Annotated in this window: 23 protein-coding genes; 10 read left to right on the top strand and 13 right to left on the bottom strand. The window is 60.0% G+C overall.

What is annotated here, in order from left to right:
- Positions 1–107 precede the first annotated feature (107 nt).
- The 3 genes from SLH47_RS21740 to SLH47_RS21730 all read left to right on the top strand — a co-directional run bounded on the left by SLH47_RS21740 (position 108) and on the right by SLH47_RS21730 (position 1,819).
- Positions 108–998: a DnaJ C-terminal domain-containing protein gene (locus SLH47_RS21740; RefSeq protein WP_320242607.1), complete on the top strand. Its 891-nt coding sequence runs from the start codon at positions 108–110 to the stop codon at positions 996–998.
- 4 nt (positions 999–1,002) lie between these two features.
- Positions 1,003–1,317 carry a chaperone modulator CbpM gene (locus SLH47_RS21735; protein ID WP_320242605.1) on the top strand — a complete coding sequence of 105 codons (315 nt, stop codon included), beginning with the start codon at positions 1,003–1,005 and terminating at the stop codon, positions 1,315–1,317.
- Positions 1,318–1,384: 67 nt separating this feature from the next.
- The gene (locus SLH47_RS21730) at positions 1,385–1,819 is read left to right on the top strand and encodes a universal stress protein (protein WP_320242603.1); all 435 of its coding nucleotides are present in this window, start codon (positions 1,385–1,387) and stop codon (positions 1,817–1,819) included.
- Positions 1,820–1,831: 12 nt separating this feature from the next.
- Here SLH47_RS21730 and SLH47_RS21725 read toward each other — a convergent pair whose 3' ends face one another.
- The 4 genes from SLH47_RS21725 to SLH47_RS21710 all read right to left on the bottom strand — a co-directional run bounded on the left by SLH47_RS21725 (position 1,832) and on the right by SLH47_RS21710 (position 6,052).
- Positions 1,832–2,662, bottom strand: a complete 831-nt coding sequence (locus SLH47_RS21725) for a DUF6544 family protein (RefSeq protein ID WP_320242602.1) — start codon at positions 2,660–2,662, stop codon at positions 1,832–1,834.
- On the bottom strand, positions 2,659–4,455 hold the full coding sequence (locus SLH47_RS21720; RefSeq protein ID WP_320242601.1) for a PHA/PHB synthase family protein: 1,797 nt from the start codon (positions 4,453–4,455) through the stop codon (positions 2,659–2,661). The genes SLH47_RS21725 and SLH47_RS21720 overlap by 4 nt, the downstream gene beginning before the upstream one ends.
- A 217-nt stretch (positions 4,456–4,672) precedes the next feature.
- Positions 4,673–5,512: a universal stress protein gene (locus tag SLH47_RS21715; RefSeq protein ID WP_320242600.1), complete on the bottom strand. Its 840-nt coding sequence runs from the start codon at positions 5,510–5,512 to the stop codon at positions 4,673–4,675.
- Between the two features lie 54 nt (positions 5,513–5,566).
- Positions 5,567–6,052 (bottom strand): Hsp20/alpha crystallin family protein, encoded by a 486-nt coding sequence (locus SLH47_RS21710; protein WP_320242598.1) that lies wholly within the window; start codon positions 6,050–6,052, stop codon positions 5,567–5,569.
- A 153-nt stretch (positions 6,053–6,205) separates the two neighbouring features.
- Between SLH47_RS21710 and SLH47_RS21705 the strand changes: the two genes are divergently transcribed.
- Positions 6,206–7,393 (top strand): hypothetical protein, encoded by a 1,188-nt coding sequence (locus SLH47_RS21705; protein ID WP_320242596.1) that lies wholly within the window; start codon positions 6,206–6,208, stop codon positions 7,391–7,393.
- A gap of 64 nt (positions 7,394–7,457) precedes the next feature.
- Here SLH47_RS21705 and SLH47_RS21700 read toward each other — a convergent pair whose 3' ends face one another.
- A complete protein-coding gene (locus SLH47_RS21700) occupies positions 7,458–8,132 on the bottom strand; it encodes a helix-turn-helix domain-containing protein (protein WP_320242594.1) in 675 nt (224 codons plus the stop codon).
- Between the two features lie 165 nt (positions 8,133–8,297).
- Between SLH47_RS21700 and SLH47_RS21695 the strand changes: the two genes are divergently transcribed.
- Positions 8,298–9,071: a response regulator transcription factor gene (locus tag SLH47_RS21695; RefSeq protein WP_320242592.1), complete on the top strand. Its 774-nt coding sequence runs from the start codon at positions 8,298–8,300 to the stop codon at positions 9,069–9,071.
- Here the strand turns inward: SLH47_RS21695 and SLH47_RS21690 are convergent.
- Complete coding sequence (locus tag SLH47_RS21690) at positions 9,023–10,552, bottom strand: PAS domain S-box protein (RefSeq protein ID WP_320242590.1); 1,530 nt, start codon at positions 10,550–10,552, stop codon at positions 9,023–9,025. The two genes, SLH47_RS21695 and SLH47_RS21690, sit on opposite strands and share 49 nt — an antisense overlap.
- A 118-nt stretch (positions 10,553–10,670) precedes the next feature.
- Between SLH47_RS21690 and SLH47_RS21685 the strand changes: the two genes are divergently transcribed.
- Positions 10,671–11,108: a host attachment protein gene (locus tag SLH47_RS21685; RefSeq protein ID WP_320242588.1), complete on the top strand. Its 438-nt coding sequence runs from the start codon at positions 10,671–10,673 to the stop codon at positions 11,106–11,108.
- Here SLH47_RS21685 and SLH47_RS21680 read toward each other — a convergent pair whose 3' ends face one another.
- Complete coding sequence (locus SLH47_RS21680) at positions 11,109–11,822, bottom strand: VIT1/CCC1 transporter family protein (protein ID WP_320242586.1); 714 nt, start codon at positions 11,820–11,822, stop codon at positions 11,109–11,111. It lies immediately after the preceding gene.
- Complete coding sequence (locus SLH47_RS21675) at positions 11,812–14,385, bottom strand: cation-transporting P-type ATPase (protein ID WP_320242584.1); 2,574 nt, start codon at positions 14,383–14,385, stop codon at positions 11,812–11,814. The genes SLH47_RS21680 and SLH47_RS21675 overlap by 11 nt, the downstream gene beginning before the upstream one ends.
- 108 nt (positions 14,386–14,493) lie before the next feature.
- Between SLH47_RS21675 and SLH47_RS21670 the strand changes: the two genes are divergently transcribed.
- The gene (locus SLH47_RS21670) at positions 14,494–14,856 is read left to right on the top strand and encodes a phasin family protein (RefSeq protein WP_320242582.1); all 363 of its coding nucleotides are present in this window, start codon (positions 14,494–14,496) and stop codon (positions 14,854–14,856) included.
- A gap of 28 nt (positions 14,857–14,884) precedes the next feature.
- Here SLH47_RS21670 and SLH47_RS21665 read toward each other — a convergent pair whose 3' ends face one another.
- From SLH47_RS21665 to SLH47_RS21645, 5 genes are read right to left on the bottom strand one after another with little or no spacing between them, the layout of a single operon-like run.
- Positions 14,885–15,406 (bottom strand): hypothetical protein, encoded by a 522-nt coding sequence (locus SLH47_RS21665; protein WP_320242580.1) that lies wholly within the window; start codon positions 15,404–15,406, stop codon positions 14,885–14,887.
- Positions 15,407–15,423: 17 nt separating this feature from the next.
- Complete coding sequence (locus tag SLH47_RS21660) at positions 15,424–16,668, bottom strand: ABC transporter permease (RefSeq protein WP_320242578.1); 1,245 nt, start codon at positions 16,666–16,668, stop codon at positions 15,424–15,426.
- A complete protein-coding gene (locus SLH47_RS21655) occupies positions 16,665–17,786 on the bottom strand; it encodes an ABC transporter permease (protein ID WP_320242576.1) in 1,122 nt (373 codons plus the stop codon). Before SLH47_RS21655 ends, SLH47_RS21660 begins: the two co-directional genes overlap by 4 nt.
- The gene (locus tag SLH47_RS21650; RefSeq protein ID WP_320242574.1) at positions 17,783–19,300 is read right to left on the bottom strand and encodes an ABC transporter ATP-binding protein; all 1,518 of its coding nucleotides are present in this window, start codon (positions 19,298–19,300) and stop codon (positions 17,783–17,785) included. The genes SLH47_RS21655 and SLH47_RS21650 overlap by 4 nt, the downstream gene beginning before the upstream one ends.
- Positions 19,301–19,321: 21 nt before the next feature.
- Positions 19,322–20,344 (bottom strand): BMP family ABC transporter substrate-binding protein, encoded by a 1,023-nt coding sequence (locus tag SLH47_RS21645; RefSeq protein WP_320242573.1) that lies wholly within the window; start codon positions 20,342–20,344, stop codon positions 19,322–19,324.
- Positions 20,345–20,430: 86 nt separating this feature from the next.
- Here SLH47_RS21645 and SLH47_RS21640 point away from each other — a divergent pair, with 86 nt between their 5' ends.
- From SLH47_RS21640 to SLH47_RS21630, 3 genes are read left to right on the top strand one after another with little or no spacing between them, the layout of a single operon-like run.
- Positions 20,431–21,720 carry an efflux RND transporter periplasmic adaptor subunit gene (locus SLH47_RS21640; RefSeq protein WP_320242572.1) on the top strand — a complete coding sequence of 430 codons (1,290 nt, stop codon included), beginning with the start codon at positions 20,431–20,433 and terminating at the stop codon, positions 21,718–21,720.
- The gene (locus SLH47_RS21635; protein WP_320242570.1) at positions 21,713–22,432 is read left to right on the top strand and encodes an ABC transporter ATP-binding protein; all 720 of its coding nucleotides are present in this window, start codon (positions 21,713–21,715) and stop codon (positions 22,430–22,432) included. The genes SLH47_RS21640 and SLH47_RS21635 overlap by 8 nt, the downstream gene beginning before the upstream one ends.
- A gap of 3 nt (positions 22,433–22,435) precedes the next feature.
- Positions 22,436–23,647: an ABC transporter permease gene (locus SLH47_RS21630; RefSeq protein WP_320242568.1), complete on the top strand. Its 1,212-nt coding sequence runs from the start codon at positions 22,436–22,438 to the stop codon at positions 23,645–23,647.
- The last annotated feature ends 8 nt before the right edge of the window (positions 23,648–23,655 follow it).

Genomic DNA, 23,655 nt, shown 5'->3' with positions numbered 1-23,655 from the left:
GGGGAAGCGGGTACGCTTTTTTGCAAGCGCATCGCGAACGGGATTGAGATTAGTCAATGCGCCTTTCCCGCTCTTCAACATGATCGCCGCAAGAGCAGGAACATGCGATGGTTGACACAGCACTTTACCAGGCACTTGGCATCCCGATGGATGCGTCCGCCGATGACATAAAGCGTGCCTACCGCAAGATTGCCCGCAAGTATCACCCGGACGTCAATCCGGGACCAGAGGCGGATGCCAAGTTCAAGGCGGCCAGTGCGGCTTATGACGTTCTGCGTGATCCCGAAAAGCGGGCGGCCTATGACCGCTATGGCGCTGACTGGGATCAGCCGCGGCCCGAGGGCGGGCCGACCGGAAATACCCGCTGGCGCGGTGGTTTTGCCTTTGACGAGGGCGATGTGAATGCTGACGCGTTCCGCGACTTCTTTGGTACCGCGTTTTCGGAGCGTGCCATGCGCCCTGATCAGCATGCTGCAGTGACCATCACGCTGGAAGATGCTATTGCCGGGGCAACCCGGTCACTGACACTGCAATCGCCGCAGATTGATGAGACGGGCCGTATGACCCTGCAGACCCGCCACATCGATCTGTCGATCCCGAAAGGTGTGCTACCGGGGCAGCAACTGCGCCTTGCCGGGCAGGGGGGTGGCGGCGCCGATCTGCTGATCGAGGTCAGCTTTGCGCCGCACCCGGTCTACCGCGTTGAAGGGCGCGACCTTTACGTGACATTGCCGGTCACCCCTTGGGAGGCGGCATTGGGCGGCAAAGTCCCCATGCCGACGCCTGCGGGGCCCGTCGATCTGACCGTGCCAGCCAATGCGCGCCAAGGGCAAAAGCTGCGTCTGCAAGGGCGGGGCATGCCGACGGCGGTGCCGGGTGATCTTTACGCCGTGCTGCAAATCGTGAACCCGCCGCAATTGTCGGATGCCGCCCGCGATCTTTATCGGCAACTGGCGCGCACCGATACGTTCAATCCCCGATCGAAACTCGGAGTATGATGCCATGAAAAAAGCCAAACCTCGCAGCGCGCGCGCCGATCTGGTTGAAACGCTGTCGCTCTCGGAACTTTCGGTGTTTTGCGACACAAGCGACAATTGGGTCGTCACGCTTGTTGAATATGGGGTCGTTAATCCGGTTGCCCGCACCGCAACCGAATGGGAATTCGCCCCGCCGCATATCGCCCGAGCGCGCAAGGCGGCGCGATTGATGCGTGATCTTGGGTTGAACGTGGCGGGTGTTGCCCTGGTGCTGGACCTGATCGATGAACGCGATGCGCTGGCCCGCAAACTGGCGGTCATGGAAGGGTATGCGAATTGACAAAGCGCAATGCTCGCCTGTGACCGCGGGATAAGCTTTGGGGTGCTGACAAGAAAGGATGGGCCCAATGTTCAAGAATATCACCGTTGCTATCGACGGATCAGACCACGCGTGGCGTGCGCTGGCGGTCGCCTGCGATCTGGCCAAGCGTTACGATGGCCGGATTCATTTGGTGCATACACCTGAATTGCAGTCAAAAGGGGTCCCGGTTGGCTATGGTGCTGTGGAGGTCCAACCGACAGCGGCGGAAATCGCCAAAGCGGGCGAGGTTGTGATGGCCGAAGCGGCAACAATCGCGCGGGACAACGGGGTCGAGCCTGCGACGCAATCGGTCTGCAACGGCACCCCATCAGAGGAGGCGATCAGCCTGGCAAGCGAGACGGGTTCTGATCTGATTGTGACCGGGCGGCGGGGGATCGGCGGCCTGCAAAGCCTGCTTTTGGGCAGTACGTCACAAAAGATCGCGCGTGACGCACCCTGCGCACATCTGACGGTCAAGTAAGCCGCCCCCCGGTCAGGGAAAACGCACTGCTGAGACATCCGCGATGAAGAACGGGTAATAGGCATCCGTCCCGAAATGATTGCCGGCCTCAACATGGGTCGGCAGGGTATAACCCCCGAAGGTCTGGAAATCGGAAAGCGTGCCGCCAAAGGGCTGGCGGCGAAAGGTCTTTTCAGCGTTCTCATTGCTCCAACGCATGAATGACACCGATGTCGGCTGCCCGTTGGCATCCACAGTCAGCGTGATCACCTCTTCGAGGTCGTCATGGGTGATCGTCACCTGTGCTCGGTTGTTATCAAGCGCCTCCCACGCTATCCCCGGTCCGGGCAACAGTGCGGCGGGCGACCAGAACACCGCCTCAATCGCATAACGGCCAAAGGCGGACATGCGGTGATCGGCACCGCCGCCCGCACGTGCCACGGGCGCCAGATCGTAAAGCCAAAAACGGGTCCATGCCCCGCTGTCAGAGCCTGAAAGCCACATGCCGCCACCGCGCGCGCGCATTTGCCAGATAAACCCATGCGGCGTGGCAAGGGTTTGCGTCGCTGTCATCGGCACGTAGTTGGGCGCATCCTTTGTGCCCATACCGAACTGCCCGTGCATATCGACCTCGACTACCGTGTAAAGCGGGGTGCCCGGCGCGATCATATAGGTGAAGTAGCGCCGCGCGGGTTCAGGCAGTTCGGCGGCCATTGCCGGATCAAAGAGAGCAGGGGTTTCGGGCTGAAACGTCAGCAAGCGGGTGCGTTCTGCCGCGTCGGCCCGCGTGTCGGACCAGCGCCAAAGGCCAAGCGCCGCGATGGCCAGCGCCAAAGCCGCCAGAAGCGCTGTGATCACGTTCATGTCTGATGGATATAGGCACCCGGCGCATCCGCCAGCGCACCGTGATCCTGGGTACCCATCGCAGGCGGTTTGCGCCGGCGACCGCTCTGCTGGCGCAGCCAGTCGGCATAGGCAGGCCACCATGACCCGTCCGCCTCTTCATGTTCAGCGACCCAGTCATCCGGTCCCATGTAATGGGCACCGCGAGGGCGATCAGACATGCGGAAATGCCGGCCCTTGTGCCCTGGCTCGCTCAGAATTCCGCCATTATGCCCACCATTTGTCAGCACAAAGGTCAGGTCGCAATCGGTGAAAAGCCGGGTCTTGTAGACCGACCGCCACGGCGCGATATGGTCGGTTTCGGTTGCGATGACGAATAGCGGAAGGTCGATGTCCTTCAGCGCGATCACGCGCCCTTCAACCGCGAAGCGGCCCGATGTCAGCCGGTTCTCCAGAAACAGACCGCGCAGATATTCCGAATGCATGCGGGCGGGCATGCGCGTGGTGTCACCATTCCAGACCAAAAGATCGCTTGGCAGGTCTTCCTTGCCCAAAAAGTAGCGGTTGACCGCACGGGTATAGATCAGATCCTCGGCCCGGATTGACGCAAAGGTGCGTGTCATCTGCGGGCGGTCCAGATAACCCTGTTCCCACATCATGTCCTCGACGAATGCGACCTGGCTTTCATCGACAAACAGCAAAAGCTCTCCGGCCTGGTCGAAATCGACCTGTGCGGCCATCAATGTGACCGAGGCCAACCGATGATCCCCATCGCGCGCCATGGTGGCTGCGGCAATCGACAGAAGCGTTCCGCCAAGGCAATAGCCGTTCGCATGCACGCGCCGATCGGGCATGATGGCGTTGATCACGTCAAGGGCTGCCAGCACACCACGCTTGCGGTAATCCTCAAGCGACAGATCGGCCTGATCGGCGGTTGGATTGCACCACGAGATCATGAAGACGGTAAAGCCCTGATCCACAAGGTATTTTACCATCGAATTATGGGGGGACAGGTCCAGAACATAATACTTCATGATCCAGGCTGGAACGAAAAGGATCGGTTCGGGATATGTGGTTGCGGTCTGAGGGCTGTATTGGATGAGTTCGAACAGATCGTTGCGAAAGACCACCTTGCCCGGCGTGCAAGCGAGATCTTTGCCGATCTGAAAGCCCTCTGGCGCGGGTTTGTGTTGCTGCGTGATCGTCTGGATCAGATCGCTCGTGAAATGGGCGCTGCCTGCGACCAGGTTTTGACCGTTCTCGGCCATTGTCGCGGCGATGATCTCGGGGTTGGTCAGCGGGAAGTTTGAGGGCGAGACAAGATCAAGCATTTGGCGGATCTGGAACTTGGCCCGGTCGGTATCCTGCTTTTGCAGGCCGCGGATATCGTCGGTTGCGTGATCCCACCAATCCTGGACCGCCAGAAACCCCTGTTTGAACAGGTTGAATGGCGGATTATCCCAGGCCGGGTCGGCAAAGCGATGGTCGTAGGTTTTCGGGGCAAAGGGGGCTGCTGCCGGGTCATGGTCGCGCGACCATGCGCCCATCGCGAAGGCAGCGACCCTAGCTGCATTGGTCTGGGCACGTTCGATCAGCTCCAGTTGCCGCCCCGGTGCGCGCGACAGGTGCAGCGCCCAGTCAAACCAGGTCTCTGTCACCGCATGGGGCGAGATGCCGCCTGTGACCTTGGCCACGGCGGCGCGGATCGCGCGGTCAAGGTTCCGGTGCGAATGCACGCTGGGAACATCATGTCGGGCCAAAGCATTGCGCGGGATGACGGCGGGGACGGGATGAGCGGTCTGGGTTTGCGTCATGATGCCGCCAACCCACGGCAGTGGGCCGTGGTCACCACTCGTAAGTCCAAGGCGACAGCAAAACCGGGTGGATCGTCTGTGACAAGCGTTGTCATCGGCAGTCACGCTCCATTGGATAAGGCAAGGGAATCCCCATCAGCAGGGTTCGCGGATTGCCTGTATTCTGCAAGTCCTGCCGAAAAGCACATTGACCAGGATCAATGCAGCCGCGCATCCGCTATTTGGCAAACATCACTGGCAGTTTCGCATTGGCCAGCAGACGGCGTGTAGCGGCGCCAATGACAAAGTCATAGGCGCGGGAATGGCCAAATGCCCCCGTGGCCAGCATATCGGCTCCTGTCTCGAACGCCTCTTGCATCAAGACGTCCGCGACCTTGTCACCATCCTTTTCGCGGTGCGCCAATTCGACCTTCAGCCCGTGCCGAGCCAGCGTGGTGGCCACGTCATTGGCTGCGTGATCGGCCAGCGTGTTGCTGGGGGCCTTGCCCACGCGCAACAGCCGAACCTGCGCATCAGGGCTGGCCACACTGACCAGATCATGCATCGCACGGGTCGCTTCACGCGTTTCGCTCCACCCGAGGACTATGTTTTCGCCGAGTTTTTCCGGCGTCATGTCATCTGGGATCATCAGGACCGGCCGTCCGCATTCACGGATCACGCGTTCCTGCAGGTTGCTGATCGCAGGGCGGTCTTCGGCCTCATCCTCTTGCGCCAGCACAACAAGATCAGCATTGCGGGCCGACGCGATGATGGTGTCGGCCAGAAAACCACCTTCACTGCTGATCTGACGCCATTCCGAAGGGTGATCCTGTGCATCGGCATGCGCGTCGAAAACCTGTTTGACCTCTTTCGCATGCGCGCGCTGGCTGGCGAGAAAGCTTTGATAGCTGGCTTCCGGAACGTGCACGGCGATACCTGGATAAACGACCAGCGATTCCGTGACATAAAGCCCAATGACATGCGCATTGTCGCGCCTTGCCAGCACTGAGGCGGCGTTGAGGAGGTTCCCGGCAGATTTGCTGCCCGTCAGGCAGACGAGAATGGTGCGTAGGGGCATGGTCCATTATCCCTTCTGTTGCGCGTGCCCGGGTAAGACCGGGCACAGGACGTTTCACTTCGCCTTGATGTCAATCTTGCGATTTGGGGTTTTGGCCTCGGCCGGTTTGGGGATTTTCACCCGCAGCACGCCGTCGGCGAAATGCCCGTCAATCGCATCATCGGCAGGCGTGAAACCCAGCCGGATCTGACGGCGGAAACTACCATAGCTGCGTTCGTGCAGGTGATAGTTCTTGTCCTCTTGGGTGCGTTCGTCGGATTTCTCGCCCTTGATGATCAGCATGTCACCATGCACCGACACATCCAGATCGTCAGCGGCAACGCCGGGCACGTCAGCGGTGATTTCGACCGCGTCTTCGGTTTCGGCCATATCGATGGCCGGATGCAGCCCCTCGCCAAGGCCCAGGCGGGGTAGCGCGCTGGCGACGGTTGGATAGCCACGGAACCGGTCGAACAATTGTTCCATCTCTTTTTGCAGCTGCTCAAAGAATGGTTGCGGTTCGGGGGCCTTGGATGCGGCGGGGGGGAGGTTGCTTTGCATATCAAATCTCCATCTTTTGTCTGTGCCACGGCAATGCGACACCTGCCTGATTTGTAGCCGATGCATGACAGCGGCCCTTTGACATTGCTCAATCCGCCGGCGCGCTTCTGTCTTAGGACGGTCACGCAAATTGACCGAGCAAGGGACAATCCAATGCGACACATTCTGCAGATAGCGGTGGTCGGCCTGATGCTGACCGGGCCGGTCTGGGCCCAGAACCTGAACCGCGAACATGGCGGCGATACCTATGCGGCGGGCGAAGCCGTGACACAGACGCTGAGTGCGACTGGCGATGTTTTTGCCGCCGGCAGCGTGATCACGACATCAGGCAGTGCCAGCGGCGATATCCACGCCGCCGGGTTTGATATCAATATCAACACCGAAACTGGGCAGGATCTCTATGCCGCCGGGAGTTCGGTGACCATCACCGCCCCGGTGGGTGAGGATGTGACCGCAGCAGGGTACAGCGTGCGCAGTACCTCGACGGCAGAGATTTCGGGCAATCTGCGCTTTTTCGGCCGTAATGTGACAATCGAGGGGCCGGTGTCAGGGGCGATCAGCGCCTTTGGCGGTACGGTGCACCTGAACGCACCAGTTGAAGGCGATGCCTGGATTGTGGGCGAAAGCGTCACGTTTGGCGCGGATGCCCGCATTGACGGCACTTTGATCCTGTCGGCGCCGGATGAAATCAGCGTACCAGACAGCGTCATCCCAGCCGTACGGATCACGCGGGAACCGTTTGACCAGCACCGCATCATGCAGGAATGGAACGAAAACTGGGGCGGGGCAGAGATGCCGATGTTGCCGGTCTGGCTGTCGATGTTTTCGGCCTTTCTGATCTCGGCGATCTTCCTTCTGGTTCTGGCGGCAATTTTTTTCACTTTCGCAGACGACCGGGTGGAGAAGATGCGGCGCCGGGTAACGCGGCAGCCTTTGCAAACATTCCTTTTGGGCGTGATCGGGTTGTCTGCACTGTTTGGCATGGTGCCGGTAACGGCCCTGACCATTGTGGGTATCCCCTTTGTCCCCTTTGCGATCTTCGCGATCCTGGTTGTGTGGACCTTGGGCTATCTTTTGGCGGCCTATGCAATCGCGCGGCGTGTCTTTGTTGCATTCGATGGCACCGATGACCCGACGATAATGGTAAAGCTGGTCCTTGTGGGCCTTGCGATCTGCGCGGTTGCGGTGCTGAACTTCATCCCATTTGTCGGCTGGGTTGTGAATTACACGCTGGTTCTTTTCGGAGTTGGCGCGATGACCGCAGGGCTTTTGTCAATCTGGATCCCGGACCCTGATCCGGCGCTTGAGGCTGATCTGATCACCCCCAGCGATGACGTCTGATAAAATAGAAGGGCCGGAGCAGCGGTCATTTGCCTGCCCCGGCCCTTCTTGAATGGAAAGAGGATTAGTCCTGCACGCCTTCGGCAATTGCGGCCAGCGCCAGCGGTTTAAGCACGATGACGGTGTTCGCATGATCGGTCGCAATGATCTGTGATTTGCGTAACTGGGTGAACGTCCGGCTGACAGTCTCAGTCGTCAGGCCCAGAAAATCAGCGATGTCGGCCCGCGTCATCGGCAGGGTCACCTCGTCATAATCGCCCAGCTCCTGACCGACCCTTGCAGTCAGAACCATCAGGAACGATGCCAGCTTTTCGATCGAGGATTTGCGCCCGAGCATCATGAAATGGTCCTGCATGGCGCTGATTTCCCGCAAGGCCGCGTTGAGCAATCGCTGATGCAAGACGGGATCACCATTGGCGCTCTCAAGATGCGCGCGACGATGCACGACGAGTGTGCTGGGCACCAGCGCATCGCAATCGGTGTGATAGGTTCCGTCGCTGGGAAAGCCCACCGTGTCACCGGGATAGCCGAAGGCGATAACCTGCCTGCGTCCGTCCTCCATGATACGCGTCAGACGCAGCACGCCACTGGCAACCTCATAAACATGATCAGCCGGATCACCTTCGTGAAACAGGTGCTTGCCCGGCTTGATGACCATCGTGCGGTGATGCGCGATATCGGGCTTGGCCGGAACGGTGTCGAGGATGGCAGTATCAGGCTGAGGGGTCGTCACGTACATGGCAGCTTCCTTTCAACATTGATGACAAGAAACTGTGCGTGCGTTGTATCTGGCGCGTCTTTGGAACCGTATCCGATTGTATCAATTTGTAACGGCGGGCCTGATAGGCTATGCGTGGGTGGCGTGCGTTCCTAAATACCTCGAGACTTCGGGGCGAAATACTCAATGAAGAACACACAAATTCTGATCGTCGATGACGATCCCAAGATACGCACGGTTTTGCGGCGCTGCCTGGAAGGTGAGGGCGCGACAGTGCTGGAAGCGGGCAACAAGGCAGAAACGCTGGCCGCAGTTTCCGCACATCCAATTGATTTGATAACGCTGGATCTTGACCTTGGCGATGACGATGGATTTGACGTCGCGCGCACGGTGCGCAACCAGTCCAAAGTCCCGATCATCATGGTCACCGGGAAGGATGATGTGATCGACCGGGTGGTGGGGCTTGAGATCGGGGCTGACGACTACATCATCAAACCGTTTCATCTGCGCGAGGTCGTGGCCCGCATCAAGTCGGTCCTGCGCCGCGCCCGCAATGATGGCCCACCCAAACCGACATTTGCCAATGGCACCACTGCATGGCGGTTCGATGATCTGGTCGCGGTCATTGATGAGATGAAACTGTTCGACAGGGATGGCGCGCTGATTGAGTTGACCAGCGGGGAATTCAAGCTGCTGGAAGTGTTCCTGAAACGTCCCAAGCGGGTGTTATCGCGCGATCAGCTCATGGATTTGATCGGCAGCCACAGCTACACACCGCTGGATCGGACGATCGACAACCAGATTGCCCGCCTGCGTAAGAAGATCGAGCGGAACCCGGCTGCCCCGCGCCTGATTTCGACGATCCGGGGGATCGGGTATTCGTTTACCTGCGATGTGCAGGTCTGCAAGGATCAGCCCTTGTCAAACAAGGCCGAAAGCGCCTTGGCCAGATCAGACTGACGATAGGGTTTGCGCAGGATTTTATGCGTAACGTCTTCGTTCCCACTGCCAAGCAGGTCTTCCGCATAGCCCGAGGTCAGAAGAATCCGAATGTGCGGATAGGTCGCCACGATATGACGGGCAAGGGCGATGCCATCCAACTCGCCCGGCATGACAAGATCGGTAAAGACAACGTCGATGTCCCGTTCGCTTTGCAGCATTTCCGCCGCCGCATCCCCGCGTTCGGCCTCGCGCACCTGATAGCCAAGTTCCAGCAGCCTTGCACGGGTCAGCTTGCGCAGGTTGGGGTTGTCTTCAACCACAAGCACCGTCTTGCCGCGCGGGGCACCCACATGAGGCAGGGTCAGGGCGGGGATTTTTCTGTCCGCTACTGCGTCGTTCAAGATCGGGAAATACATCGCAATCGTCGTGCCCAATCCGATCTCGCTGTAGACCGCGACGTGCCCGCCGCATTGCCGCACGAACCCATAGACCATTGCCAGCCCCAGCCCGGTCCCGTGCCCCACGGGTTTGGTCGTAAAGAAGGGTTCAAACACGCGTTGCTGCGTGTCAGGACCCATGCCCTCGCCAGTATCCGTGACTGAGATACGGACATATTCACCCTGTGCGACATCCAGTTCCTGGGCGATGTAGCTGTCATCAATGATCATCTCTTCGGTGCGAATAACCAGTTTGCCACCATCGGGCATCGCATCACGCGCGTTCAGCGCAATGTTGATAAGTGCCGACTGCAGTTGCGTGGTATTGGCCAGAACCGCTGGCAGGGGCGTCGCAAGCTCTTCGTGAATTTCATACTTCGCGTCAAAGGATCGCCTGATCAGGTTTAGCGCCGCCTCGCAGGCATCGTTGACGCTGATCGCATCCTGCTGTGATCCGGTCTTGCGACCAAAAGCGCTGAGCCCCGCTGTCAGTTCGGCACCGAGCTGTGCGGCATCGAGCGCGTCGCTGATCATGGCATGCGCATCGGGGTCTTTGATGCGGCATTCCAGCAATTCCAGATTGCCGATGATCACCGTCAGGATATTGCTGAAATCATGGCTGATGCCGCCTGTCATCTGCCCGATTGCATCCAGTCGCGATGACCGGGCCAGCGCCTCTTCCGCCGCAACCCGGCGGCTGAGGTCATGCATAATGGCGACAAAATGCGATTGTCCCTTGTGTTTGGCGTGGCCCAAGGAAAGGTGCAGGGGAAAAACCGACCCATCCTTGCGCTTGCCCTCAACCGAGCGACCAGTGCCAATGATGCTTGATTTCCCGGTTTTGAGGTAACTGGCCATGATGTCGTCATGACGCGCGGCCATCGCCTCGGGCATCAGCATGTTAATGCGCGCACCGGCCAGATCTTGCGCGCGGTAGCCGAACAGGGCGCCGGTTGCCTTGTTCGCCCGGGTGATATTGCCCGCGGCATCGCCGACAAGCACCGCATCGGGAATAGCGTCCAGCAGGGCCATCAGCAAAACAGCGTCAAGTTCCTGATCCATGATTGTCGCATCCTCGTGTCCATCGGCTCGTTTCAGGATGATGCGAATGATTGAGAAAGATCAACCGCACACCCTTTGGCCACCGCTAAGTTCTCGGCAAATCAGCGAGGGTCCGAGGATGAAACCGATCAAGACATGGATTGTATTGGCGGATGCGGGGCAAGTGCGCATTGCCGTGAATGAGGGGCAGGGCAAAGGCATCTATGGCCACAGCACGCCGGACCTGGAGCCAAGGCCGGTGACGGCGTTATCGGATGAGCCGGGTGTGACCCATGCACCAGCGGGACCCAATCGCGGCGGCATTTCCGACCCGGATCTGAAGGCGCAGGCCATGCAAGGATTTGCCCAGGATATCGCCCGATATCTTGCTGATGCGCTGTCACAGGACGAGTATCATCGTCTGATCCTGATCGCACCAGCGGCAATGCTGGGTGCGCTGCGGCAGGCGCTGACACCACCATTGCGTGCCGTCCTGCATGCAGAAATCTCAAAGGATCTGACCCAACTGCCTTTGGATGCGCTGCCTGATCACCTGGCCGACGTGCTGGTCGTTTGACTATGGATGAAACAGCCGCCCAACCGCAAAGGCGAGCGCGGCGGCCGTCCCCCCGATCAACAGCGTCTCGACCCCTGATTTCCACCACGCGGTCAAAGACCAGCGGGCTTTGATGGCGCCGATGCCAAAAAACGTCACTGCCGAGACACCGATGGACCAGCCAAAGGCCGCGCCCAGACCCACAAGATAAGGCATGAGCGGCAAAAGACCCGCAGCGACAAAGGCGGTAAAGATGATCAGTGCGGCCCTGACAGGCCGCGGATCGGTGGCGGGCAGCCCGTATTCCTCGGACAGCATGATCTTGATCCATTGATCCTGATCTTCGCTGATCATCTTGCCCGCATCCTGCCGCACCTGGCCGCGCAACCCCTGACGGGCAAGGATCTGGTCAAGTTCATCAAGCTCGCCTTGCCGATTGGCGCGTATATGACGCTCCTCGACCGCCCAGAGCCTGCGGCGATCATCGGCAATGGCCTTTGTCCCTGCGTAGTTCCCGGCGGCCATGGAAAACCCGTCAGCCAGGACATTGGCCAGCCCCAGCGCCACGACGATCCCGGGCGCAAGCCCGGCCCCTTGCACGCCTGCGACAATGGCAAATGTCGTCACGGTCCCGTCGATGCCGCCAAAAATGGCGTCGCGCAGCCGGGTGCTGTCTGTGTCCGCGTCCAGTCGGGCGGCAATCTCTTCAGCGGAATGGCCGTGTTCACTTTCCATTTTCCTGCCTCCTGAACATGATCATCTTTGCAACTTCGGGCACAATGATCAGCGGCAGTGTGAGAAGCCCGATCATCTGCCATTCGGCAAGGCTAAGCCCGGTTGTGTGCAAAAGCGTTTGCAGCGGGGGCCAGTAGACTGCCACCACCTGTGCCCCCAGCGTGACAAAGAGTGCCAGCAACAAGAACGGATTGCTGGCCCAGCCGACGCTGCTGCAAGGCGCGCGTAAGGATCGGAATGCAAAGACGCTGAATTTCTCGAAAACCACCATGGCGGTAAATGCCGCTGTCCTCGCCAGCGTTTCGTCCTGTGGCAGAAGGCTCCAGAAAATCCAGAGGCTCGACAGCCCGGTATAAAGCCCAAAGATGGCGACAAGCGCGACACCGGACCAGCCGAGGATCGGCGCGTTCATCGGGCGGGGCGGGTCCTGCATTTGTCCCTTTTCTGATTTCTCAAGGCCCAGGGCGACGGCGGTCAAACCGTCCGTGATCAGGTTCATCCACAAGATCTGCGTGGCCAGAAAGATCAGCGGCCCGCCAATGATGATGTTGCAGACAAGGGCCACAACCTCGCCCGCATTGGAGGACAACAGATAGCGGACAAACTTGCGCAGATTGTCGAATTGCCGCCGCCCTTCGCGGATGGCGGCGATGATCGTGGCAAAATTGTCGTCAAGCAGCACCAGATCAGAGGCATCTTTGGCGACATCTGTGCCCCGGATCCCCATGGCGATACCGATATCGGCCTGTTCCAGTGCTGGCGCGTCGTTCACGCCGTCGCCCGTCATCGCGACGATCTGCCCCTTGGCTTGCAGCAGCGCCACGATGCGCATCTTGTCGGCAGGCTCGGCGCGGGCGATCAGTGTATCATTGTCGAGTGCCGCTGAAAGATCGATGTCCGACATGTCAGTCAAGGTGTCATGGGTCATGACGGATTGCGGGTGAAGCCCGATGCCCTTCGCAATGGCTTGCGCTGTCACCGGGCTGTCGCCGGTGATCATCACGATGCGTGTGCCCGCCGCATGAGCCAGGGCGACCGCATCTGGCACCTCTGGCCGGGGAGGGTCGATGATGCCGACAAGGCCGAGAAACACCAGGTCCTCCTCCCGCAGAACCTCATCCGGGTTGTCGGCAGCGGCGAGCGCGATAACGCGGTGCCCGTTGGCAGCCATGTCGGTATAGGCGGCCTCGATCACATCGCGCCATGTGTCTGTCATGGGCTCTGGGCCGTCAGGGGCCATCACTTGCGTGCAAAGATCGCGCAATCGTTCTGGCGCGCCCTTGGTCAGCACGCGTGGGCCGCTCGCCGTTCGACGCAGGATGCTCATCCGTTTGCGGTCGCTGTTGAAGGGCAGCTCTGCAAGCACATCGGCCGGGTCCGGCAGGTCGGCCCAACCCTTGTAGGCCAGGGTCAACAACGCGCCCTCGGTCGGGCTGCCGATCATCGTCCATTCATCAGCTTGGCGCCGCAGGCTGGCATGGGAACAACCCGCACAGACCTCAAGCAGCCGCGCGAGCACAGGGTCGTTGGAGGCCCGCCGCTTTTCATCGTTCAAGGCGATATGGCCAGACGGATCATAACCGGTGCCCGTCACCGCATAGGTGCCTTCGGGCGTCCAGATTTCAGTGGCCGTCATCTTGTTTTCGGTCAGCGTGCCGGTTTTGTCGGTACAGATCACCGAAGCTGCACCCAGCGTTTCGACGGCCTGCAACCGGCGCGTCAGGGCATTCTGGCGCACGAGTGCCGCGGCACCCAATGCGATCGTGATCGTGACAACGGCTGGCAACCCTTCAGGCACCATGGCCACGGCCAGCGAGATGCCGGTCATGAACATGTCGGTTGCGGGCTGCCCGTTCCAGACGCCCAATCCCATGATCCCGGCGGCGATCAGCAAGGCCACAACACCTAGTTGTCGCGCAAGTTGGCCCAATTGCCGTTGCAGATGCGTCTGGCGCTGTTCGGCCGATCCTGTCAGCACCGCAATCTGGCCAAAGCGGGTCTCGGTGCCGATGGCGGAAACGCGGCCCAGACCGCGCCCTTCGACCACATTGGTGCCCATGTAAAGCGCAGTATCGTCCCCATCCTTTGCAACGGGAACCGATTCACCGGTCAGCGCGCTTTCATCGGCTTGCAGAGAAGTTTGTTCGACAACGACAGCATCCGCAGGAACACGGTCGCCCGCGGCAACGATGATGATGTCACCCGGCACCAGATCGCGTGCTGGGATCATCATCTGCACCCCGTCGCGCATTACCGTCGCCTGCGGTGACATCATGTTGCGCAGCGCCTGCAGCGCGTTTTCCGCGCGCCATTCCTGCACAAAGCCAAGCGCCCCGTTCAGCATGATCACGATGACAATCGCAATCGTGTCGATCCGTTCACCGGCTAGAAACGCGATGGCCGCTGCAATGATCAGGATAATGACAAGGACATTGGTGAACTGGCGCAGCAGGATGCGCAGCGGTGATGGCCCGGCGCCTTGCGGTAACTCGTTCCAGCCGTGGCTGTCGTGCAGGGCCTTGACGCTTTGCGAGGTCAGGCCGACTGTCAGATCATGTGTCATGGACCAAGATGTCCACGATCACGGCGTCACCTGCGTTGATGGAAATCAATGATCGTGAATGGGACCGCGCTAGGATGACGCATCATATTCAGATGGAGGCGTGCGAAGATGACGAAATCAAGTAAGGACAAGTCCAGCAGCAGCGACCCGCTTGCGATGGGCCAGGCGTTTCTGCGCCAGTTTGAGGATGCGGGGCTCGGCCCCATGCGCTGGATCGGGACTCAATGGCTTGAGGCGATGGCGGATATGAACAGCGAGGTCGTCAGTTTCGTGGCCGAACGCATCCGTGAGGATGTGAGGACCCAGCACGCGCTGCTGCATTGCAAATCCGCCGAAGAGGCGCAGCGCATTCAGTTGGATTTTCTGGAGAAGGCTTATGAGCAGTATACTGTCGAGACCGGAAAGCTGGTCAAGATGAGCCTTGATATGTTCCCGTCTCGCGGGAAGGACATCGACAACTCGCCGGTTTAGTCAGGGCGGCGGTCCCAGTTCTGGTGTCTCACCAACCCGACATGTTTAACGCGCCTTGCGATGCGAGGCGCATGTCTTCTGCGAAAGCGGCAAGGCGCCCTTCAACGTCTGGCAGGAATACCTCTTTGTCCAGAACCGCTTCGACGGCGACAAAAGGCCGACCGACGATTTGTTCAGCCTTTGCAAAGGCGTCGTCGGGGCGCTTGGGGTCGCTATGGGTCAGTACCAGGCCAAGCGCGGCTGGTAGCCGTGTTTCTTCTTGCATGTAGTTGATCAGCGGCGTGGCCGGATATGACGTCCAGACAGGACCACAAATGATCGCAGCGTCATATCCTGCGATATCGGGCAATGGGTGCTGCAAGGGTGGCAGCTTACCCTGCACGCTATCGAAACCGGCGCGCAGAAAACCAAAGAACGGCATGCCGTAGCGCTTCGTGTGCAGATCAAAAACATCGATATCAAGCATCAATGCCAGCCGCTCGGCCAAGTTGCGCGAATGCCCCGTCTTGGAATAGCAGATGATGGCGATTTTGGGGACTTTCTGAAGCATGCCTTCCTCCGAAGCTGTCATTCCTTCACATAAGGTTTGCCGTCTGCGGCAGGGGCACGTGCGCGCCCGACCAGCCCCGCCACAACGATGATCGTGACGATGTAGGGCGCCATGGCCAGAAACTCGGACGGGATCGGGGTTTGCAGCAATGCCAGCTTTTGCTGAAGCGAGTCGGCAAAACCGAAGACGAGTGCTGCCGCCAGCGCCCCAACAGGATGCCAACGTCCAAAGATCATTGCCGCGAGCCCGATGAAACCGCGCCCGCCGGTCATCCCCTCATCAAAGCGGCCAACAGAGCCTAGCGTGAACCACGCCCCACCAAAGCCAGCGACCATGCCCGCCAGCGTCACGTTGATGTAGCGTGTGCGGTAGACGTTGATCCCCAGCGTATCGGCGGCGCGTGGATGTTCGCCCACGGCGCGGGCGCGCAGCCCGTGGCGTGTGTAAAACAGGTAGTAGGTCGAGACCGCGACCATAACCAGCGCGCCGTAGACAAACACATTCTGATTGAACAGCATTGGCCCGATCACAGGGATGTCGCCAAGGATCGGGATCTTGATCGACCGAAAGACGGGGGCGTTGTTAAGGTGCCTATATTCGGCAAAAACCTGGCTACTGACATAGGATGTCAGCCCTAGCACGAAAAGGTTGATCACCACGCCCGCGATGATCTGGTCCATCCGGTAGGTGACGACCAATGCCGCAAGAATGAACCCGAAAAGCCCGCCGACGGCCACCGCAGCGGCCAGCCCGCCGATCCCGCCCGCGAGCGATCCGACAAGCGCGCCGGTAAAGGCACCTGCCAGCAACATGCCTTCGATTGCGATATTCACAACCGCGACCCGCTCTGACAGCACCCCGGCCAGTGCGCCCAATGCGATGGGGACCGCCCGGACCATCGTGGCCTGCAACATGCCCGTCAGGGAAAAGGCCTTGCCCGCCGTGGCCCAAACCAGAAAGGCCACGACAAAAAAGGCGAGCCCCACGCCCAATGACACCAACGCCCATCGCGCGCCGCCGCGCAGGAATTGCCGCACGCCTAGGAACGCGAGAAGGGTTGCGATGACATAGATGACCGGGCCAGAGGGAACCACAAGCGGCGCGATCTCCCACCGGTCGCGGGGGCGCGACAGACGGAAGGTGGCCTCACCGGATGCGTCGGGTGCGAACAAAAGCACCACGACAATCGCCAATCCCACCAGAATGATGCCCGTCACCATGCTTTGTCGGCTGTGGCCCAGAGGGCTTGCGGCGGTGATCATGACGTCTCCCCCTTCTTGCGGCGAAAGCCCCATGGAAACAGCGCGCGCACGAGAAGTGGTGCCGCGATAAAGACGATGATCAGCGCCTGAATGATCCCGATAAGGTCGATCGACACGCCTGCATCGACCTGCATCTGCCTTCCGCCAGCCTCAAGCGCGCCGAACAAAAGGCCCGCGAATACAACGCCAACCGGATGTGAGCGGCCCAAAAGGGCCACCGCGATAGCGTCAAAGCCCAGCCCCGCTGAAAATCCGGGCGTGGCTCGCCCGAGAACGCCCAGCACCTGATTGGCCCCGGCAAGCCCGGCGAGTGCGCCAGCTGTTGCCATTGCGGCCACGATGATGATGCCCGACCGCATGCCGGCAAAGCGCGCGGCTTTGGGGTTTTCGCCACTGGCGCGGAATTCAAACCCCAGCTTGCTGCGGAACAAGAGCCAATAGACCAGCCCGACCATGATCAGCACCAGAAAGACACCCGCATGGACCCGCAGATTTGGATCGAGCGCCGTCAAAAGCCGCGGCAGCTCTGCCGCATCGGGAACAGATTTTGAGATCGGGTCGGCACGACCTTCTTGCTGCACGTATGGCAGGCTGAGAAAGTAGTCGAGCAGCCGGTAGGAAATCAGGTTCAGCATGATGGTGGAAATCACCTCATGCGCGCCTGTGGCGGCCCGCAAATATCCCGCGATTGAGGCATAGAGTCCACCCGCGAGCGCTCCGGCGAAAAGCGACAGGGGCAACAGAACGATAGCGGGGAGATAGGCGAAGCTGAAGCCTGTGATGACCGCGGCAAGCCCGCCCATGACGATCTGCCCCTCGGCCCCGATGTTAAAGAGCCCGGCGCGAAAGCCCAATGCCAGCCCAAGCCCGGCAAGGATCAATGGGGCCGCCGCCGTGAGGGTCTCAGACACAGCATTCAGCGAACCGACAGAGCCTTGCAGAAGTGCTACGTAAGAGCGTCCGATGGTGGCGAGATCAATATTGGTGGCTAGCATGGTGACGGTCCCCAGGATCAGCGCCGTGATCACGGCGAAAACCGGAACGATCACCAGATCCTCAATCTCGGTCCGGCCAAGCGCCTTTCCCTGCAGCAGGTTTTGCATGGTCGCGTCGGTCATGATGCGCCCTCTGCCAGGGCGCCGGCCATGGCAAGCCCGATCTGGGCCTTGTCGGCGACATCGGCGCTGTATTCCGCGACGATCCGGCCCTTGAACATCACCAGAATGCGGTCGGCGAGTGCGAGGATTTCATCAAGCTCTGCCGATACGAGCAGCACCGCATCACCTTCGTCGCGCGCCGCGATCAGACGTTTGTGGATGTACTCGATTGAGCCCACATCCAGGCCACGCGTCGGTTGCCCTGCGATCACGCATTTGGTGTCGCGTGCCAATTCGCGGGCTGCGATGAGTTTTTGCTGGTTGCCGCCCGACAAATGCCCCGCCTTTGCAAAGACGGACGGGGTGCGGATGTCGAATTCCTGCACCCAGCGGGCGGCCGTCTGATGTACTTTGGACCATTCGACCTGCGGCCCCTTGGCAAAGCGCGGGTCGTAATAGCTGTCGAGAACCATGTTCTCGGCGACCGTGAAATTGCCAATCAAACCAGCGGCTTGTCTGTCTTCCGGGATATGCGCGATGCCAAGGCTGTGGCGGGCGCGTGCAGACAGATGCGTGATATCCTCTCCGTCAAAGGTGACGCGGCCGCTCTCGCAGGGTCTGACCCCGGCGAGCGCCTCGATCAGCGCTGATTGCCCATTGCCCTGCACACCCGCGATGCCGACAATTTCGCCATTCCGGACCGCGAGGTTGAGCCCATCAACCGCCACATCGCCGCTGTCGCGCAGGACTGTCAGGTCATGGGTTTCAAGGCGGACCGGGCCGGGGGCAAAGGGGGCCTTTTCAACCTCAAAGCTGACCGGTCGCCCCACCATCATCTCGGCCAGGGCAGGGCGGGTCAGGTCACGCGGCAGCCCTTCACCCACGATCCGGCCGCGCCGGATGACGCTGATCCTATCAGCGATCTCCAGGATTTCATTCAGCTTATGGGTAATGAAAACGAGCGCCTTGCCTGCATCACGCAGGGATTTCACGATCGCGAAAAAGTCGTCGACTTCCTGTGGGGTCAGGACGGCTGTGGGTTCATCAAGGATCAGCACGTCTGCCTCGCGGAACAGGACCTTGATGATTTCGACCCGCTGTTGCACGCCAACAGGCAGGGTTTCGATCCGGGCATCCGGATCCACCTGCAGGCCGTAGCGGTCGTTGATCGCCTGCACCTGTGCGCGGGCGGCGTTCAGGTCCAGATGATCAAGGCGCCCGGTCGGTTCGACGCCCAGCACTACGTTTTCGGCCACCGTGAATACCGGGATCAGCATGAAATGCTGATGAACCATGCCAATCCCGGCGCGGATAGCATCACCGGGTCCGTCGAAAACAACTGGCTGCCCGTCGATCAGGATTTCGCCAGCCGTGGGGCTGTAAAGCCCGCACAGAACGTTCATCAATGTCGATTTTCCGGCCCCGTTTTCACCCAGCAGGCCCAGAACCTCGCCTGCGCGGATCGTCAGACTGACGTCCTCATTCGCCGTGACGGGGCCGAACCGTTTGGTGATGCCGCGCAGGGTGATATCCATTGGAATGCTCCGGCCCTGCCACTATGGGCTGACGTCGACCGATCCGTCGATGATACTGGCGCGCAAGTCAGCCAGATCAGCCTTCAGCGTGTCAGGCACGGCGCCTTCAAGGTCGTGAAAGGGGGCAAGATCAACGCCGCCGTTTTCGAGTGCACCAACGATCAGACCACCTTCAAACTGATCGTTCATGGCCATCTCAATCACTTGTCTAACGGTTGAATCCATCCGCTTGGTGATCGAGGTCAGGTAGACATGCCCTTTTTCTGGGTCGGTGAGGTAAAGATCGGCGTCAACACCAATGATCATGAGCTGATCGGTGCCAACTTCGTCCGCAAGTGCTGCCGATCCCAGCCCGACGGGTCCGGCCACGGGAAGAACGATATCGGCGCCTTCGTCATAAAGGTTTTGCGCAAAGGCGCGCCCGTCATCAAGTGATTCAAAGTTGTTGGTAAAAAGCCCTTCGCGCGTGGTCGTATCCCAGCCCAGCACGGCTACATCGGTGCCGTTGCGTTCATTGTAGTAGTTCGCGCCGTTCACAAAACCGTCCATGAAGATCGTCACCGGCGGGATATTGATCCCCCCAAACGTGCCCAGGATGCCAGTCTTTGACATGCCTGCTGCCAGATATCCGGCGAGAAAAGCAGCCTCATCCGTGGCGTAGACCTGCCCCAGCACGTTGGCCAATGGCGGATCATAGGCGAAATCCACGATGGAGAACCTCTGATCGGGATTTGCCTCTGCCGCGGTCTTCGTTGCGTCGCCCAAGAGGAACCCGACCGTGATGATCACATCGCATTGTCCGCCGATGAGCGAGTTGATGTTGGCCTCGTAATCGGTCTCGGCCTGGCTTTCGAGAAAACGTCCCTCGATCCCAAGATCGGCAATGGCGTCCTGCACACCCTTCCAGGCGGTCTGGTTAAAGCTGTTGTCGTCGATCCCGCCGGTATCGGTGACCTGACAGGCGGTAAAGGCCGCGGCCCCCGTCGATGTGGCCAGTACGAAGGCCAATGTTGCGGTCAGCTGTGACAATGGATGTGTGAACATGATGCTTCCTCCTCCACCGCATGTGTTCGCTGCAGGAAGGCTAGTCCCGGCAGAGGAATCCCAATTGACGAAAATCAATCCCCCGCATGCTGCAACCGCATAATCTGGTGGCAGAGACCGGGTATGAGGATGGCAGTATGTCTGACACACCGCAGGATGTTGAAGAAAAACTGGGGATCGGCAAACAGCGGGGGGCCGTCCCTCGTTGGGCCAAGTACCTCATTGGTGGCGCGGTCTTTGTGGGTGCAGCGATGTTTTGGATGTCATCCGCGGACGATGCGAGAGATATGCAGTTCGTCACAGCGCCAGCGACCATCGGAGACTTGCGCGTCATCGTCACAGCCACCGGCACGGTCGAGCCGACCAATATGGTGGAAATCTCAAGCGAGCTTTCCGGCACACTCGTCACGGTCAATGTGGACTTCAACGACACCGTGACCGAGGGAACCGTCCTGGCCGAACTGGACACAACCAAGCTTGAGGCACAGCTGGCCGTCAGCCGCGCGTCGCTGGACAGTGCGATTGCGCGTGTGGCGATGGCGCAAGCAACCTGGGCAGAGACGCGCGAAAGATATGAGACCACGCGCAGCCTGGAAGAGCGTGGCGTGACGCCCTACCAGACGATTATCGCTGACCGCGCCGCCTATGTGCGGGCACAATCCGCGCTGCAATCGGCCATGGCGGACCGGGCGCTGGCCGAAGCCGATCTTGATTTGCACTATGCGGAGTTGGAAAAGACCTGCATCTGTTCGCCCATTGACGGGATCGTGCTGGACCGCGCGGTTGATGCAGGCCAGATCGTGGCCGCCACATTATCGGCCCCGATCCTGTTCACCGTGGCCGAAGATCTGACCAAGATGGAGCTGCAGGTTGATATCGATGAGGCTGATATTGGCCGCACCGTTGTCGGCAACCCGGCCATCTTCACCGTTGACGCCTATGATGAGCTGACATTTCCGGCAGAGATATCCGAGATCCGGTTTGCACCGCTGACGGTGGATGGTGTGGTGACTTACAAGGCGATCCTGAGCGTCGATAACTCCGAAATGCTGCTGCGTCCGGGCATGACGGCGACCGCTGATATCACTGTCGCTGAAATCACCGAGGCCCTGATCGTGCCCAATGCCGCCCTGCGCTATGCCCCGCCCGCCGCCCCGGTTGAGCAGGAAGATCGCAGCGGGCTTTTGGGGATGCTGATCCCCGACGGGGGTGATAACCGCAACCGTGGAGATGACCGCACGCTGTGGGTGATGCGCGGTGACACGCCGGTGGAAATCAGCATCAGGGCTGGTGATACTGACGGGCGGATGACGCAGATCCTTGAAGGGGAATTGTCTGCTGGCGATCTTGTCATCGTGGACCAGATCGATGGCTGAGGGGGCCGAGACATCAGACGCCCTGATCCGGCTGCGCGGCATCAGTCGCCTTTACGGTACGGGCGAGGCGCAGGTCAAAGCGCTCGACGCGATTGATCTTGATATCCGGCGCGGGGAGTTCGTGGCCATCATGGGCCCCAGCGGCTCTGGCAAATCAACGGCGATGAACGTGATCGGCTGCCTGGATGTTCCGACCAGCGGTACGTATCATTTCAATGGCGTTGAGGTTGCGCATCTGACGCAGGATCAGCGCGCATTGCTGCGACGCCACTATCTGGGCTTCATCTTTCAGGGCTACAATCTGCTGCCGCGGACGAGCGCATTGCACAATGTGGAATTGCCGTTGATCTATAAAGGTCATGGGCGGGCCGAACGCCATGCTGCCGCGACCGAGGCCCTGGCGAAGGTCGGGCTCGACCATCGCGCGCATCATGATCCGTCAGAGCTTTCGGGTGGGCAGCAGCAACGGGTTGCCATCGCACGCGCCCTGGCTGGCAATCCCCAAGTGATCCTCGCTGATGAGCCGACCGGGAACCTCGACACCAAGCTTTCGGGTGAGATCATGGATGTGCTGCAAAAGCTGAATGCCGACGAAGGTCTGACCATCGTCATGGTCACGCACGAGGCCGATATGGCCGCGTTTGCCCAACGCCTGATCTGGATGGTCGATGGGCGTATTGAACGTGACACCCCGACATCAAAGGCGGCTTGAGACATGTTGTGGGAAACCATTCGCCTTGCTGTTCAGGCCATTTTTCGCAATGCATTGCGGTCGTTTTTGACGGTGCTTGGCATTGTGATCGGCGTGGGCGCCGTCATCGCGATGGTTACGGTGGGGCAGGGCTCTACCGAACAGGTGACGGCGGATGTCGAAAAGCTGGGTACCAACATGCTGATGGTAATGCCCGGGCAGGATGCGATGGAAGGCGGTCCTGTTGGCACCGCGGTCCCGCTTTTTTCAATCCGGATGAATGACCTTTTGGAAGAGCAGTTGGGCGTCATCGACGTCTCTGCCCCCCTCAGTATGGGCCGCGCGCGTGCCGTTTTTGGCAATGAAAACCGCCGCACTGATATCGTGGGGACGGATAACCGGTACTTCACCGCCGCCCAGTGGCAGGTCGCGCAGGGGCGCCTGTTTGACATCACGGAGTTGCAATCGGGCAAGCCGGTCTGCGTGATTGGTGAAACGGTCCGCGACGACCTTTTCGGAAACGCCACCCCGATTGGGGAAGAGATCCGCATTCGCACATTGTCCTGCGAGGTGATCGGGCTGTTGAAATCGAAGGGTGCCTCGACCTTTGGCAGTGACCAGGATGATTTCGTGATCATGCCCATCCGCACATTCCAACGGCGCATCGCCGGGAACACGGACGTGTCCCTTTTCATCGTCTCGGTGCGCGACGGGGTCGATACAGAACGCGCAACGACAGATATTGAGGCCGTGATGCGCGACATCCGCCGGATTGGTCGCGACGAAGAGGACGATTTCACCGTCATGGATATGAAGCAGTTGGCCAGCATGTTGTCGGGGATTACCGGCATTCTGACGGGTCTTCTGTCGGCCGTGGCCGCCGTCAGCCTTTTGGTCGGTGGTATCGGGATTATGAACATCATGCTGGTCTCGGTCACCGAGCGTACGCGCGAAATCGGGATACGGCTCGCCATCGGCGCGCAGGCCCGGCAGGTTTTGCTGCAGTTTCTGGTCGAGGCGATTATCCTGTCGCTTTTTGGTGGCCTGATCGGGATCATCGTCGGGCTGGGGATGGGACTGCTGGGTGCGAACCTCTTGGCAATCCCGTTCCGCCCTGATCCTCAGATCGTGCTGATGGCCTTTGGTTTTTCCGCCGCCGTCGGCGTGATTTTCGGATTCTTCCCGGCCAGACGCGCCGCGCGACTGAACCCGATTGACGCCTTGCGGCGCGAGTAGGGGTCTCG

The organism is Cognatiyoonia sp. IB215182, assembly GCF_033963905.1.
GTDB lineage: Bacteria > Pseudomonadota > Alphaproteobacteria > Rhodobacterales > Rhodobacteraceae > Yoonia.
This window is presented reverse-complemented; position numbering and strand designations above follow the sequence as displayed.

What these genes read in the sequence shown, in the direction of transcription:
- SLH47_RS21695 (WP_320242592.1), top strand. Translation starts at nt 8,298, where the DNA reads ATGAAGAACACACAAATTCTGATCGTCGATGACGATCCCAAGATACGC.
- SLH47_RS21640 (WP_320242572.1), top strand. Translation starts at nt 20,431, where the DNA reads ATGCTGCAACCGCATAATCTGGTGGCAGAGACCGGGTATGAGGATGGC.
- SLH47_RS21700 (WP_320242594.1), bottom strand. Translation starts at nt 8,132, where the DNA reads ATGTACGTGACGACCCCTCAGCCTGATACTGCCATCCTCGACACCGTT.
- SLH47_RS21690 (WP_320242590.1), bottom strand. Translation starts at nt 10,552, where the DNA reads ATGGATCAGGAACTTGACGCTGTTTTGCTGATGGCCCTGCTGGACGCT.
- SLH47_RS21735 (WP_320242605.1), top strand. Translation starts at nt 1,003, where the DNA reads ATGAAAAAAGCCAAACCTCGCAGCGCGCGCGCCGATCTGGTTGAAACG.
- SLH47_RS21655 (WP_320242576.1), bottom strand. Translation starts at nt 17,786, where the DNA reads ATGACCGACGCGACCATGCAAAACCTGCTGCAGGGAAAGGCGCTTGGC.
- SLH47_RS21675 (WP_320242584.1), bottom strand. Translation starts at nt 14,385, where the DNA reads ATGACACATGATCTGACAGTCGGCCTGACCTCGCAAAGCGTCAAGGCC.
- SLH47_RS21680 (WP_320242586.1), bottom strand. Translation starts at nt 11,822, where the DNA reads ATGGAAAGTGAACACGGCCATTCCGCTGAAGAGATTGCCGCCCGACTG.
- SLH47_RS21710 (WP_320242598.1), bottom strand. Translation starts at nt 6,052, where the DNA reads ATGCAAAGCAACCTCCCCCCCGCCGCATCCAAGGCCCCCGAACCGCAA.
- SLH47_RS21665 (WP_320242580.1), bottom strand. Translation starts at nt 15,406, where the DNA reads ATGCTTCAGAAAGTCCCCAAAATCGCCATCATCTGCTATTCCAAGACG.
- SLH47_RS21670 (WP_320242582.1), top strand. Translation starts at nt 14,494, where the DNA reads ATGACGAAATCAAGTAAGGACAAGTCCAGCAGCAGCGACCCGCTTGCG.
- SLH47_RS21715 (WP_320242600.1), bottom strand. Translation starts at nt 5,512, where the DNA reads ATGCCCCTACGCACCATTCTCGTCTGCCTGACGGGCAGCAAATCTGCC.
- SLH47_RS21705 (WP_320242596.1), top strand. Translation starts at nt 6,206, where the DNA reads ATGCGACACATTCTGCAGATAGCGGTGGTCGGCCTGATGCTGACCGGG.
- SLH47_RS21650 (WP_320242574.1), bottom strand. Translation starts at nt 19,300, where the DNA reads ATGGATATCACCCTGCGCGGCATCACCAAACGGTTCGGCCCCGTCACG.
- SLH47_RS21660 (WP_320242578.1), bottom strand. Translation starts at nt 16,668, where the DNA reads ATGATCACCGCCGCAAGCCCTCTGGGCCACAGCCGACAAAGCATGGTG.
- SLH47_RS21645 (WP_320242573.1), bottom strand. Translation starts at nt 20,344, where the DNA reads ATGTTCACACATCCATTGTCACAGCTGACCGCAACATTGGCCTTCGTA.
- SLH47_RS21685 (WP_320242588.1), top strand. Translation starts at nt 10,671, where the DNA reads ATGAAACCGATCAAGACATGGATTGTATTGGCGGATGCGGGGCAAGTG.
- SLH47_RS21635 (WP_320242570.1), top strand. Translation starts at nt 21,713, where the DNA reads ATGGCTGAGGGGGCCGAGACATCAGACGCCCTGATCCGGCTGCGCGGC.
- SLH47_RS21720 (WP_320242601.1), bottom strand. Translation starts at nt 4,455, where the DNA reads ATGACGCAAACCCAGACCGCTCATCCCGTCCCCGCCGTCATCCCGCGC.
- SLH47_RS21740 (WP_320242607.1), top strand. Translation starts at nt 108, where the DNA reads ATGGTTGACACAGCACTTTACCAGGCACTTGGCATCCCGATGGATGCG.
- SLH47_RS21725 (WP_320242602.1), bottom strand. Translation starts at nt 2,662, where the DNA reads ATGAACGTGATCACAGCGCTTCTGGCGGCTTTGGCGCTGGCCATCGCG.
- SLH47_RS21730 (WP_320242603.1), top strand. Translation starts at nt 1,385, where the DNA reads ATGTTCAAGAATATCACCGTTGCTATCGACGGATCAGACCACGCGTGG.
- SLH47_RS21630 (WP_320242568.1), top strand. Translation starts at nt 22,436, where the DNA reads ATGTTGTGGGAAACCATTCGCCTTGCTGTTCAGGCCATTTTTCGCAAT.